Origin of the sequence: Rheinheimera texasensis, assembly GCF_964031785.1 — a bacterium.
In the GTDB taxonomy this organism is placed as follows: Bacteria; Pseudomonadota; Gammaproteobacteria; order Enterobacterales; family Alteromonadaceae; genus Pararheinheimera; species Pararheinheimera texasensis_A.
Genome location: NZ_CAXIRE010000015.1, coordinates 247,172 through 260,256, shown reverse-complemented (window position 1 = coordinate 260,256; position 13,085 = coordinate 247,172). Strand labels below are relative to the sequence as shown.

Annotated in this window: 13 protein-coding genes; all 13 read left to right on the top strand. The window is 51.1% G+C overall.

The annotated features are described in order from the left end of the window. Positions 1 to 199: 199 nt before the first annotated feature. Entirely contained in the window at positions 200 to 928 is a 729-nt protein-coding gene (gene rpsB, locus ABNT34_RS05760) for a 30S ribosomal protein S2 (protein ID WP_031571617.1), read from the top strand. Positions 929 to 1,031: 103 nt separating this feature from the next. Beyond that, a complete protein-coding gene (gene tsf, locus ABNT34_RS05755; protein ID WP_031571619.1) occupies positions 1,032 to 1,904 on the top strand; it encodes a translation elongation factor Ts in 873 nt (290 codons plus the stop codon). A 166-nt stretch (positions 1,905 to 2,070) separates the two neighbouring features. Next, positions 2,071 to 2,811, top strand: a complete 741-nt coding sequence (pyrH, locus tag ABNT34_RS05750; protein ID WP_208932338.1) for a UMP kinase — start codon at positions 2,071 to 2,073, stop codon at positions 2,809 to 2,811. Positions 2,812 to 2,858: 47 nt separating this feature from the next. Further along, positions 2,859 to 3,416, top strand: a complete 558-nt coding sequence (gene frr / locus ABNT34_RS05745; RefSeq protein WP_348729623.1) for a ribosome recycling factor — start codon at positions 2,859 to 2,861, stop codon at positions 3,414 to 3,416. A gap of 93 nt (positions 3,417 to 3,509) precedes the next feature. After that, entirely contained in the window at positions 3,510 to 4,277 is a 768-nt protein-coding gene (gene uppS / locus ABNT34_RS05740; protein ID WP_348729621.1) for a polyprenyl diphosphate synthase, read from the top strand. 5 nt (positions 4,278 to 4,282) lie between these two features. Then, a complete protein-coding gene (locus ABNT34_RS05735; protein WP_348729619.1) occupies positions 4,283 to 5,143 on the top strand; it encodes a phosphatidate cytidylyltransferase in 861 nt (286 codons plus the stop codon). Then, the gene (gene ispC / locus ABNT34_RS05730; protein ID WP_348729728.1) at positions 5,140 to 6,339 is read left to right on the top strand and encodes a 1-deoxy-D-xylulose-5-phosphate reductoisomerase; all 1,200 of its coding nucleotides are present in this window, start codon (positions 5,140 to 5,142) and stop codon (positions 6,337 to 6,339) included. Before ABNT34_RS05735 ends, ispC begins: the two co-directional genes overlap by 4 nt. Further along, positions 6,339 to 7,691, top strand: a complete 1,353-nt coding sequence (gene rseP / locus ABNT34_RS05725) for a sigma E protease regulator RseP (RefSeq protein WP_348729617.1) — start codon at positions 6,339 to 6,341, stop codon at positions 7,689 to 7,691. Before ispC ends, rseP begins: the two co-directional genes overlap by 1 nt. A gap of 26 nt (positions 7,692 to 7,717) precedes the next feature. Next, positions 7,718 to 10,207 (top strand): outer membrane protein assembly factor BamA, encoded by a 2,490-nt coding sequence (gene bamA / locus ABNT34_RS05720; protein WP_348729615.1) that lies wholly within the window; start codon positions 7,718 to 7,720, stop codon positions 10,205 to 10,207. Positions 10,208 to 10,234: 27 nt separating this feature from the next. Next, complete coding sequence (locus tag ABNT34_RS05715; protein ID WP_031571634.1) at positions 10,235 to 10,750, top strand: OmpH family outer membrane protein; 516 nt, start codon at positions 10,235 to 10,237, stop codon at positions 10,748 to 10,750. Next, positions 10,750 to 11,799 (top strand): UDP-3-O-(3-hydroxymyristoyl)glucosamine N-acyltransferase, encoded by a 1,050-nt coding sequence (gene lpxD / locus ABNT34_RS05710; RefSeq protein WP_348729613.1) that lies wholly within the window; start codon positions 10,750 to 10,752, stop codon positions 11,797 to 11,799. The genes ABNT34_RS05715 and lpxD overlap by 1 nt, the downstream gene beginning before the upstream one ends. 41 nt (positions 11,800 to 11,840) lie before the next feature. Beyond that, positions 11,841 to 12,293, top strand: a complete 453-nt coding sequence (gene fabZ, locus ABNT34_RS05705; protein ID WP_348729611.1) for a 3-hydroxyacyl-ACP dehydratase FabZ — start codon at positions 11,841 to 11,843, stop codon at positions 12,291 to 12,293. A 1-nt stretch (position 12,294) separates the two neighbouring features. Next, positions 12,295 to 13,065, top strand: a complete 771-nt coding sequence (gene lpxA, locus ABNT34_RS05700) for an acyl-ACP--UDP-N-acetylglucosamine O-acyltransferase (protein ID WP_348729609.1) — start codon at positions 12,295 to 12,297, stop codon at positions 13,063 to 13,065. The last annotated feature ends 20 nt before the right edge of the window (positions 13,066 to 13,085 follow it).

Here is a 13,085-nt window from a genome sequence, read left to right as displayed (position 1 = left end):
CCTATGGTATAAAGCGCGCCGCAATTTGGCAAATAAAGCCGACGAAATTCTGCAAAGATCAGTCAGCGCCAAGATTGCACAACCAAACTTAAGTTAAACAACACACATACATCGTCACATAAACCGGGGTGCTGAAGCATGCTTCAGTCGGATTTATGGGGTGTATGGAGGCCTAACCCCTTACTAAGGAATTACTCAAATGGCTAAAGTTTCAATGCGCGATATGCTCCAGGCGGGCGTACATTTCGGTCACCAAACCCGTTACTGGAACCCAAAAATGAAGCCTTTCATTTTCGGCGCCCGTAACCGCGTTCATATCATCAACCTGGAAAAAACTGTTCCAATGATGAACGACGCACTGACTTTCATCCAGTCAGTGGCTGCGAAGAAAGGCAAAATCCTGTTCGTAGGTACCAAACGCGCTGCTTCTGAAGCAATCAAAGACGCTGCAAAACAAGCTGATCAGTACTACGTCAACCACCGCTGGTTAGGCGGTATGCTGACTAACTGGAAAACTGTGCGTCAGTCCATCAAACGTTTAAAAGACCTGGAAGCTCAGAGCCAGGACGGTACTTTCGACAAGCTGACCAAAAAAGAAGCTCTGGACCGTACCCGTGAAATGGACAAACTGGAGAAGAGCTTAGGCGGTATCAAAGATATGGGCGGTCTGCCAGACGCTCTGTTCGTTATCGATGCTGACCACGAACACATCGCGATCAAAGAAGCCAACAACCTGGGTATCCCAGTGGTTTCTATCGTTGATACCAACTCTGATCCAAAAGGTGTTGATTTTGTTATCCCAGGTAACGATGACGCGATCCGCGCTATCCAGCTGTACCTGAGTGCCGTAAACGCTGCTATCGCAGAAGGCCGTGATAAAAACATCGAAGTTCAGGCTGAAGCCGACAACTTCGTTGCAGCTGAGTAATACAGCTGCATGGGGTCTGTCATCTGATTGACCCCATTCACCTTTTAATCTGACAGGGGCTTAGCCCCTGTTTGTCTAACCCGATTGAAACGAGGAATTCCCCATGGCCGTAACTGCCGGTATGGTTAAAGAATTACGCGAGCGCACTGGCGCTGGCATGATGGACTGCAAAAAAGCCTTAGAAGAAACCAACGGTGATATCGAAGGCGCAATCGAATTAATGCGTAAAAACGGTCAGGCCAAAGCTGCCAAGAAAGCAGGCCGGATCGCTGCTGAAGGTACTGTACTGACTCGCGTTGGTAACGGTTACGCAGTTGCAATCGAATTTAACTGTGAAACAGATTTCGTTGGCCGTGACGCCAACTTCCTGGCATTCGCAAATGCCGCTGCTGATCTGGCTCACGCTAACAAGCTGTTCACTGTAGAAGCATTAAGTGCTGCTTCTCTGGGTGACGCTACTGTTGAAGAAGCCCGCGCGACACTGGTTGCCAAAATCGGTGAAAACATCGCTATCCGTCGTATCTCTGTAGCACAGGGCGACGTGATCGGTCAGTACACGCACTCAGGCCGTATCGGCGTGTTAGTGGTACTGGAAGGCGGCAACGAAGAAGTCGCAAAAGACGTTGCAATGCACGTTGCTGCGAACAACCCTTCATTCCTGACTCCAGATTCAGTTCCGGCTGAAGTTGTAGCAAAAGAGCAGGAAATCCAGATCGAAATCGCTATCAACAGCGGTAAGCCAAAAGAAATCGCTGAGAAGATGGTTGCTGGCCGGATGACGAAGTTCACTGGCGAAGTTTCTCTGACAGGTCAGCCATTCGTGAAAGACCCAGCCATCACTACTGGTGACTTCCTGAAGCAACACGGTGCGAAAGCTGTCAGCTTCATCCGTCTGGAAGTAGGCGAAGGCATCGAGAAGCAGGAAACTGACTTCGCAGCTGAAGTTGCTGCTCAAATCGCTGCAGCGAAGAAATAATCGCGCTTCAGCATGCTGCTGAAACCGACTACACTAACCGCGACTGGCTTGCCAGCCGCGGTTTTTTTTAAGTGAAACCTGTGCAAACTTCGGGTCATCCGCAAGTCTCGCCACAGCTGTTTCATTGCATTCTATGAATTTAACTGACCAGCACAATGGGGATCCTATGAGCATCAATCCAAAACCTACCTACAGAAGAATCCTGTTAAAACTCAGTGGTGAGGCCCTGATGGGCGATGAAGGCTTTGGCATTGATCCCAAAGTGCTGGACCGGATGGCCGCAGAAATCAAAGAGCTGGTTGAACTTGGCATTCAGGTTGGTATCGTGATTGGCGGTGGTAACATTTTCCGCGGCGAAGGCCTGGCCAAAGCTGGTATGAACCGCGTGGTCGGTGACCACATGGGTATGCTGGCGACCGTAATGAATGGCCTGGCGATGCGCGATGCGCTGCACCGTGCTTTTGTCAACGCCCGCCTGATGAGTGCATTCCCACTGAATGGTGTCTGTGACAACTACAGCTGGGCTGAAGCTATCAGCCTGCTGAAATCTGGTCGCGTGGTGATTTTCTCTGCCGGCACCGGTAATCCATTTTTTACTACAGATTCTGCAGCCTGTTTACGTGGCATTGAAATTGAAGCCGATGCGGTATTAAAGGCAACTAAAGTAGACGGCGTTTATTCCGCTGATCCGGTCAAAGATCCAACGGCAACTTTGTATGCCAGCCTGACTTATGATGAAGTTCTGTCAAAAGAGTTAAAAGTCATGGACTTAGCGGCGTTTACTTTAGCGCGTGACCACAACCTGCAAATCCGTGTGTTTAACATGAACAAACCAGGTGCACTGAAGCGCGTGACGATGGGCGAAGCTGAAGGTACAGTGATCGACCACGCTGAAAATTTACAGTAAACTACCGGCACTTTTTTCGAGCCGACAGTACGCGAAGGAACAACGAAGTGATTAACGATATTCTGCAAGACAGCAAAACCCGGATGGAAAAAAGCGTCGAAGCGCTGAAAAACCAACTGTCAAAAATCCGCACCGGCCGTGCTCACCCGAGCCTGCTTGATGGTATTCAGGTGTCTTATTACGGTGTAGATACACCACTGCGTCAATGTGCGAACGTATCTGCTGAAGATTCCCGCACTCTGATGATCACAGTTTTTGATCGTTCGATGATTCAGGCCGTGGAAAAAGCCATTATGCAATCTGATTTGGGCTTAAATCCAATCGGTGCCGGCACCAGTATCCGCGTGCCATTACCAGCGCTGACTGAAGAGCGTCGTCGTGATTTGGTCAAAGTGGTGCGTGGTGAAGCTGAAGGTGCACGTGTTGCGGTCCGCAATATCCGTCGTGATGCCAACGCCGACTTTAAAGCGTTACAAAAAGACAAAGAAATCAGTGAAGACGATGAACGCCGCGCAGTGGATGAAGCGCAGAAGCTGACAGACTTATTCATCAAGAAAATTGATGAAGTTCTGGCAGCAAAAGAAAAGGAACTCATGGAAGTCTGATGACTGTCCATGGCTGATGGAAAGCGCCGTGCAGACCCCTTCGCGGCGCTTTTTTGTTGATAAAAACAGCATTTAATGCGGAACTCTCGACGGATGACAATTTCAAGCACGACGATGGATCAGGCGCTGCCCCGGCATGTTGGTATCATCATGGATGGCAACGGACGCTGGGCGGAACGGCAAGGCAAACCGCGGGTTTGGGGCCACAAAAAAGGTGTCGACGCAGTGCGTCGGGCCGTCAGTTTTTGCCGCCGGCTGAATATTCCGTCGTTAACTCTGTTTGCTTTTAGCAGTGAAAACTGGCGCCGGCCAGAAGATGAAGTCAGCAGCCTGATGGAACTCTTTATGTTTGTGCTGCAAAAAGAAATCAAACTGCTGCATAAAAATCAGGTCCGGTTAAAAATCATCGGTGATTTATCGCGTTTCAGCACTAAGTTACAAACCAAAATCGCTGAAGCTGAAGCTTTGACCGCCGGTAACACCGGCCTGACTCTGAACGTAGCCGCCAACTATGGTGGCCGCTGGGACATTGCACAGGCCGCGCAACAACTTGCCCGGCAGGTTGCCGCCGGTACTTTGCGTGCCGATGACATCGACGAAAAATTACTCGCCAGCCATATCCAAATGCACGACCAGCCGGAACTGGACCTGATGATCCGCACTGGTGGTGATATCCGCATCAGCAACTTTTTGCTGTGGCAGGCTGCCTATGCGGAGCTGCTTTTTATTGATACCTTATGGCCAGATTTTGACGATCAGGTGTTTGCTGACGCTATTGCCAGTTTTGTCAGCCGCGAACGTCGTTTTGGCTGCACCGGTGCGCAAATTCGCGAGCTGGCCGCAGCAACTGTACAAGGATAACGATTTTGTTTAAACAACGGGTGATCACAGCTTTAGTGCTGGCACCGCTGGCGCTTGGTGCGGTGTTTTATTTACCGCCAGTCGGCTTTGCTATTTTTCTTGCTACTGCTTTTTCAGTAGCCGCCTGGGAGTGGGCCGGTTTTTGTGGCTGGCATACCCTGAGCAGTAAAACCGCTTTTACCACGTTAATCGCAGTGCTGTATGGCGCGGTTTACCTTGCGACACCGGCCGCTTTGCACTGGCCGGTTCAAAGTAATTACACCGTTGAGGCGCTTCTATGGCTGGGTGTGATCTGGTGGTTAATTGCCGTCTTGCTGGTCTTGAGCTTTCGCACATCGCAGCAATTCTGGGCGCAGTCCCGTGTTATCAAAATTCTGATGGGTGTGTTGACCTTAGTGCCGAGTTTCACCGCGATTTGGCTGGTGCGTCAGGTCAATTACGAACAGTCGAGTTTTACCGGCGCCTGGCTAATTTGCCTGATGCTGGGCCTGGTCTGGGCCGCCGATATCGGCGGTTATGTCATCGGTAAACCTTTTGGCAAACACAAATTAATGCCAGACGTCAGTCCGGGCAAAACGCTGGAAGGTTTTGCCGGCGGTCTGGTTTTTGTGCTGTTGTTAGTCACCGCCGTCGCCGCCAGCCAGCAATGGCCAGAGCAAACCGTGCTGTGGTTTGGTGCTGCAGTGATCCTGACTGTTTTGTCGGTATTCGGTGATTTATCGGAAAGTATGTTTAAACGGGTTGCCGGCCTCAAAGACAGTGGCAGTATTTTCCCGGGCCATGGCGGTATGCTAGACCGTATTGACAGCCTGACGGCGACAGCGCCGTTATTTGCTATTTTTGTCGCGCTGTTTGGTGGCTTCTGATGCCAAAGCAGGTGGTGATTTTAGGTGCGACCGGTTCTATTGGTTGCAGCACGCTCGATGTGGTTGCCCAGCATCCTGAGTTGTATCAGGTACTGGCGCTGACCGGCGGAAAACGCGTCGATGTGCTGCTGCAGCAATGTATCCAGTTCAAACCACGTTATGCAGCCTTAACAGATGCTGCAGATGCCGCTGCATTGCGCAGGCAGTTACAACAAGCTGGTGTTGCTACCGAAGTGTACAGTGGAGCGCAGGCGCTGGCGGACCTTGCAGGTCATCCGGATGCCGATATCGTGATGGCAGCCATTGTCGGCGCAGCTGGTTTGCTACCAACCCTTGCTGCAGTAAAAGCTGGTAAGACAGTGTTGCTGGCAAACAAAGAAGCACTGGTGATGAGCGGCGAACTGTTTATCCGCGCCGTACAGCAACATGGCGCCACTTTGCTGCCGATCGACAGTGAACACAATGCCATTTTTCAGTGTCTGCCGGCGCCTTTGCAGCAGCAATGCTATCAAAGCCGACTGGCAAGCGCCGGGATCGCTAAAATTCTGCTGACCGGCAGCGGGGGGCCGTTCCGGCAAAAGCCGCTGGCTGAATTTGACCAAATCACGCCGGAGCAGGCGGTCGCCCACCCGAACTGGAACATGGGCAAAAAGATTTCGGTCGATAGTGCGACCATGATGAATAAAGGCCTTGAGTTTATCGAGGCACGCTGGTTGTTTAATTGCGCGGTCAGCGATATTCAGGTGGTCATTCATCCGCAAAGTATTATCCATTCGATGGTGCAATATACCGACGGCTCGGTGCTGGCACAGCTTGGCAATCCGGATATGCGCACACCTATCGCCCATGCGCTGGCGTTCCCCGAGCGCATCGCCTCCAATGTCAAACCGCTGAACTTTTTTGACGTGCCGTCTTTTACCTTTGAAGCGCCGGATTATGGCCGTTACCCTTGTTTATTGCTGGCGCAGCAAGCCTGTGCCGCCGGGCAGGGCGCTACCACAGCGTTAAATGCGGCGAACGAAATTGCGGTTGAGGCTTTTTTAAACCGGCAAATTCGTTTTCCGCAAATCGCTGCGCTCAACGAGCGGGTACTGGCGCATTTCGCCGCCCGTAATGTTGCCGAACTGGAAGAGATTTTGGCGCTGGATGCTCAGGCCCGTACTTATTCGCAGTTGTTGTTAAAGGATTTTGTCTGATGCCTGATTTTCTGTGGAATTTGCTCAGTTTTGTTGTTGCGCTGGGTTTGCTGGTGACAGTGCACGAATTTGGCCATTTTGGGGTGGCACGTAAAAACGGCATTCTGGTGAAGCGTTTTTCGATTGGTTTTGGCAAAACTTTGTTCAGCTGGCGCGACCGGCAAGGTACGGAATTTGTCATTGCCGCCATTCCACTTGGCGGTTATGTGCGGATGCTTGATGGCCGCGTCGACCCGGTGTTACCGCAGTTTGCTGACTTGGCCTTCGACAGCAAAACAGTGCCACAGCGCATGGCGGTGATTGCCGCCGGCCCGGTCGCCAATTTCCTGTTTGCTATTTTCGCGCTGATGCTGATGTATCTGATTGGTGTGCCGAGTTTGCGCCCAGTGGTGGCTGAAGTCGCCCCGGATTCCATCGCTGCCAGAGCTTATGTACCGAACCAGCAGATCATTGCAGTCAATGGCGAAGCAGTGCAGGACTGGCAGGGTGTGCAGCTGCTGTTACTCGAACAGATTGGCCGCGACAGCGTGACGCTGACGATGGCGGATGATATCGACAGCCCTGGTGCTGAAGTACAGCTGGATTTAACTGGCTGGAAGTTTGACCCTGAACATGATTCGGTATTTGGCAGTCTGGGGATTGTGCCGGTGCAGGCCAGGCCTTTGCTGGAAGTGGGCCTGGTTCAGCCAAACAGCCCGGCCGCTGCGGCCGGCCTGCAATTAGACGACAAGCTGCGGGTGCTCGAAGGTGTGGCACTGACAGACTGGGCCAGCATGGTCAAAGTCATTCAGAACAGCCCGGGCAAGACGCTTACGCTGTTAATTGAACGGGCAGGCCAGCCGGTGACGCTGAGCGTCACGCCGGCGTCGCAACAAACCGCTGATGGTTTTCATCAGGGCTTCCTTGGCGTGTCGCCAAAGGTGCAACCGGTCGACCCGCAGTACATCCGCAACTTGCAATACGGCCCGCTGGAAGCCGTCTGGCAGGGCGTGCAAAAAACCTGGCAACTGGTGCGCTTAAGCTTTTCGATGGTAGGCAAACTGATTTTCGGTGATGTGTCGGTCAAACATTTAAGCGGACCCATTTCGATTGCCCAGGGCGCCGGTAGCAGTGCAGACCTTGGTTTAATTGCGTTTTTGTCCTTTCTGGCTTTAATCAGCGTCAATCTTGGCGTGGTAAATTTACTGCCGCTGCCTATTTTGGACGGCGGCCATTTAATGTATCTTGTCGTGGAACTAATACGCGGCAGGCCGGTCTCTGAGAAAGCGCAGGAGACAGGTTTTAAAATCGGAGCCTTCGTTCTGCTGATGTTAATGGGAATTGCGCTGCTCAACGATATTTCTCGTTTGTAATAACTAATCATAAGTAGTCCAAAACAATGACAATTAAACGATTAGTAGCTGCGATGTGGCTGGCCTCTGCCAGCGCGTCGGTGCTCGCTGAACAATCTTTTACTGTACAAGACATTCAGGTGGAAGGCTTACAACGCGTCGCTTTAGGTGCAGCCCTGAATAATTTACCGTTTAACATCGGTGACACAGTTACAGAATACACCTTATCTAAAAGTATCAAGACCTTATATGCAGCCGGCCATTTTGATGAAATCACAGTGCTGCGTGATGGCAATGCCATCATTTACCGGGTTAAAGAACGTCCGACTATCAATGCCGTAGAATTTGACGGCAACAAAGACATCAAAGAAGAGCAGTTACAGGAAAGTCTGACCAACCAAAAAATTATCGTTGGTGAGCAGCTGGATAAAACCATTATCCGTGAACTGGAAAATGGCCTGACTGAATTCTTCCATGGCGTCGGTAAATACAACGCCAAAGTCGAAATCAAACTGACTTATCTGCCGCGGAACCGGGTCAACCTTAAGCTGGAATTTAAAGAAGGCGATGCCGCCTCGGTCCGCCAAATCAATATCGTTGGTAATGAGCTGTTCAGTGATGAAGAGATCATGAAAGACATCGAGTCGATGGTCGATTTGCCTTGGTGGCGTTTTATGTCTTCTGACCGTTATCAGAAAGATACGCTGAAGGGCGATCTGGAGAAGATCCGTAGTTTCTACCTGGACCGTGGTTACCTGCGTTTTGATATCGAAGCCAACACAGTGGCAGTCAGCCCGGACAAAAATTCGGTCTACGTAACCTTACAGGTTACTGAAGGCGTGCAATACACCATTAAAGGTATCGAGTTTGTCGGCGACCTGATTGGTCAGGATGAACTGATTAAAGCCATGCTGCCGTTAAAAGACGGCCAGCTCTATAACGGCGCGCTGGTGACTTATACCGAAGAAAGTATCGCTAAATTCCTGGCGAGCTTCGGTTATGCCAACTCGAAGGTCCGCACCAGCACCAATATCAATGACGACACCAAAGAAGTGGCATTGTCGATTAATGTCGCTCCGGGCAAACGTGTTTATGTCAACCGTATTTCTGTGACCGGTAACGCGTCGACCAAAGACGAAGTTATCCGCCGTGAGATGCGTCAGATGGAAGGCTCCTGGTTGTCCAATGACCGGTTGGAGATGTCCAAGCTCTTTATTCAACGTCTGCCGTACATCGAAAAAGTAGAGTTTGAAACCAAAGACGTGCCGGGCGTGGATGACAAAGTCGACGTGACTTTTAAAATCAAAGAACGGCCGTCAGGCAGTTTCAACGCCGGTGTGTCTTTTGGCAGCTACCAGGGCCTGGCGTTCCAGTTCGGCGTGGAGCAACAAAGTTTCCTCGGTAGTGGCAATTCGGCTGGTATCAGTTTTAATACCAACAAGTACCAGAAATCCGTCAATTTATCTTTTACTGACCCGTATTTCACGCTGGATGGCGTGAGTCTCGGTGGCTCAGTATTCTATTCTGACTTCGACGGTAGCCGCGCAGGTCTCGAGGCTTATAACCAGAAGAGCTACGGCACAGGGGTGAACTTCGGTTATCCGCTAAACGACTTTAACCGGTTGAATTTTGGCGCTAACGTGGTGTGGAACGACATCAATTCCATTCAGGAATTTGACCAAATCCGGCACTTCCGTGGTGTATTGATTGACGCTGCCAATCCAGATGCGGCCTACAAGTTTACCAACTATGAACTGCTGGCCGGTTGGGTGATGAGTACGTTAAACCGCGGGACATTCCCGACGGACGGGACTTACCTTGGCGCCAACATTAAAGTGACGACGCCAAACTCGGATTTAACCTACTTCAAAACCAACTTTGAAGCGCGGCATTATATCCCACTGAGCAGTGACCATGCCTGGTCGTTCCTCAGTAAGCTGGAACTGGGTTACGGTAACGGTTATGGCGACAACAATGGTTATGACCATACGTTGCCATTTAACGACAGTTTCTATGCCGGTGGTCAGAACTTCCGTGGCTTCGAAAACCGCGTCATTGGTCCGCGTGCCGTCTATCGTTACGTCAGCGCCATTCCGGGTTTACCGGATCCGTTTAACGGTTCATCCGGCGGTCTGCCAAATTCGTCAAAGTATGATACCTATCAGGTTTCTCGCCGTTCTTTCGGTGGTAACGCGATGGCGATCGGTACACTCGAGCTGATTGCGCCGACCCCATTCCTGAAAGAGGATTACGCCAACTCAGTACGGACCAGCTTGTTCGTTGATGCCGGTAACGTCTGGGATACCGAATTTGACATCAGCCGCTACGACGGCTTAACGCAGGCACTGGATTCTTCGTACTACCAGCCGGGTTTGCTGGATTATTCAGATGCAGGTATGATGCGCGTTTCGGCCGGTTTAACAGTGCAATGGATCTCTCCGATGGGCCCATTAACCTTTAGTCTCGCGAAGATCATCCGCAAATATGAAGGTGATGAGCAAGAGAACTTTAGCTTCAACATCGGTACTACATTCTAAAAAATATTATTCGAGGTAATAGGAAACATGTTCAAGTCAGCTTTTTCTAAAACAGCATTGTTAGTGGCCGGTGTGATGATGGCGGGTGCCGTCTCTGCCAAAGAAATGAAAGTCGGTTTTGTTGATGTACGTGAAGTGTTTTCGCAACTGCCACAAGCAGCGAAACTGCAGGAAACGATGAAAGCCGAATTCGGTGGCAAAATTGCTGAAGTACAAAAACTGGAAAAAGACATCGCCTTCAACGTTGAGAAATTCAAACGTGATGGTTCAACGATGAGCGAAGACCAGAAGAAAAAACTGCAGGAAGATATCGGCAAACAACAGCAGCAGTATGAGCAACTGGCTCGTCCGCTGTCTGAACAAATCCGTGCCCGTGAGACGGAAGAGCGCAATAAACTGCAGGCGCTGATCAAATCAGCCATCGACCAAATCGCCGCAAAAGAACAGTACGACGTCGTTCTGAATGCTGAAGCTGCAGTGTATGCCAAGCCAGAGTACAACATCTCTTCAGCTGTGGTTGCACAGGTTAGCAAAGCGAAATAATGCCAGCTTTTACCCTGCTCGAATTGGCTCAGCTGTTATCAGCTGAGCTGCACGGAGACGGCGCTGAAATCATCAGCGCCGTTGCTACTTTAGAAAATGCTGCTTCCGGGCAGATCACTTTTCTGTCCAACAGTAAATATCGCAAATATCTGCAGCAGACCAAAGCGTCTGTGGTTTTACTGACTGCGGCGGATGTCGAATTTTGCCCGGTGGCCGCATTAGTGGTGCCTGATCCTTATGTCGCTTTTGCCAAAGTGGCACAGCTACTGGATACCACACCGCATGCCGCGACAGGGATTGCACCAACAGCGCAGGTCGCTGCCGATGTTAGGCTGGGACGCGATGTTGCCATTGGTCATCATGTGGTGATTAGCGCCGGCGCTGTGATTGGCGACAACGTCCAGATTGGCCCTGGCTGTTTTATCGGTGAAGGAGCTGTTATCGGTGCTGGTTGTAAAATCTGGGCCAATGTCAGTATTTATCACCGGGTGCGGCTGGGCGCAGATTGCATTGTGCACAGTGGCGCTGTGCTGGGTGCTGATGGTTTTGGCTTTGCCAACCAGCGCGGCAACTGGCTGAAGATCCCACAAGTGGGCACCGTCGTCATTGGTGACCGCTGCGAAATTGGTGCCAGCACCACAATTGACCGCGGCGCTTTAGAAGATACCGTCATTGGTACTAATTGCATCATCGACAATCAGGTACAAATCGCCCATAACGTACAAATCGGCGACCATACCGCCATTGCCGGCTGTACTGTGGTGGCGGGCAGTACTAAGATTGGCAAATATTGCATCATCGGTGGCGCTTGTGCCATCAATGGCCATATGGAGATCTGCGACGGCGTGCAGATCACCGGCATGTCGATGATCATAAAATCCATCACCGAAAAAGGGATTTACTCGTCGGGGATGCCAGCTGCGACCAACCTGGAATGGCGCAAAAACAGTGCGCGTTACCGGCAGCTGGATCAGATGTATCAGCGTTTGCGTGAACTGGAGCAGCAAGTCGCTGCCCTGACACCTGCCGCCGGCCCGGCTGCTGAATAAGCACCGGACGGCAACGCTTCTTTTCAGATAGAGGAATCATTTTGGCTACTGCATTAAACACACTGGAAGTCCAGGAAATCATGGCATTGCTGCCACACCGTTACCCGTTTCTGCTGATTGACCGCGTACTGGACTATGTCCCCGGTGAAAGCCTGACGGCGGTGAAAAATGTCACGATTAACGAACCGATTTTCACCGGCCATTTCCCGAATCTGCCGATTTTCCCAGGTGTGTTGATCCTGGAAGCCATGGCGCAGGCCACAGGTTTGCTTGGTTTCAAAACGGTCAGCGAGCGCAAAGAAAACGAACTGTATTTGTTTGCCGGCATCGACGAAGCGCGTTTCAAAAAACCTGTGGTACCGGGTGACCAGTTAATTCTCGAAGTGAAGTTCCTGGTAGAAAAACGCAATATCTGGAAGTTTTCTGCCGAAGCCAAAGTCGACGGGCAGGTCGTTTGTGCCGCCCAGATTATGTGTGCCAGAAGAGAGCTTTAATATGATCCATCCAAGTGCGGTGATTGAAGCCGGCGCCAAAATTGGCGCGAATGTCCGGATCGGACCTTTTTGTTATATCGGCGCCAATGTTGAGCTCGGTGACAACTGTATTCTGGAATCCCACGTGGTGATCAAAGGCCCAAGCCGTATTGGCACGGGCAACCATTTTTTCCAGTTCTGCAGTATCGGTGAAGCCTGTCAGGATAAAAAATACCGCAACGAACCGACGCAGCTAATCATCGGCAACGACAACGTGTTCCGGGAAAACTGCACTGTGCACCGTGGCACTATTCAGGATAAAGGCATCACGCAAATTGGCAGCCGTGGCCTGTATATGAACAGCAGTCATGTGGCGCACGATTGCGTCATTGGTGACGATGTCATTTTCGCCAGCGGTGCTCAGGCGGCAGGCCACGTGCATATTGGCGATTGGGCTATTCTCGGCGGCATGAGCGGTATCCACCAGTTCTGCCATATCGGTGCCCATGCCTTTATTGGCGGCGGTTCTATTGTGGTGAAAGATGTGCCGCCTTATGTAATGGCACACGGCTCACACGCGGTGCCGCACGGCATCAACAGCGAAGGCTTAAAACGCCGTGGTTTTACTGCCGAAGTCATTCTGGAAATTCGCCGCGCTTATAAAGTGTTGTACCGGCAAGGCCTGACGGTACCGGAAGCGCTAGCTGAATTGCAGAGCAAAGCGGCTGAACTGCCGCAGTTAAAAGCTTTTACTGACTTTATTGAAAACGCATCACGCGGCATTGTTCGCTAGCTGCATCTTTCACTCATAGT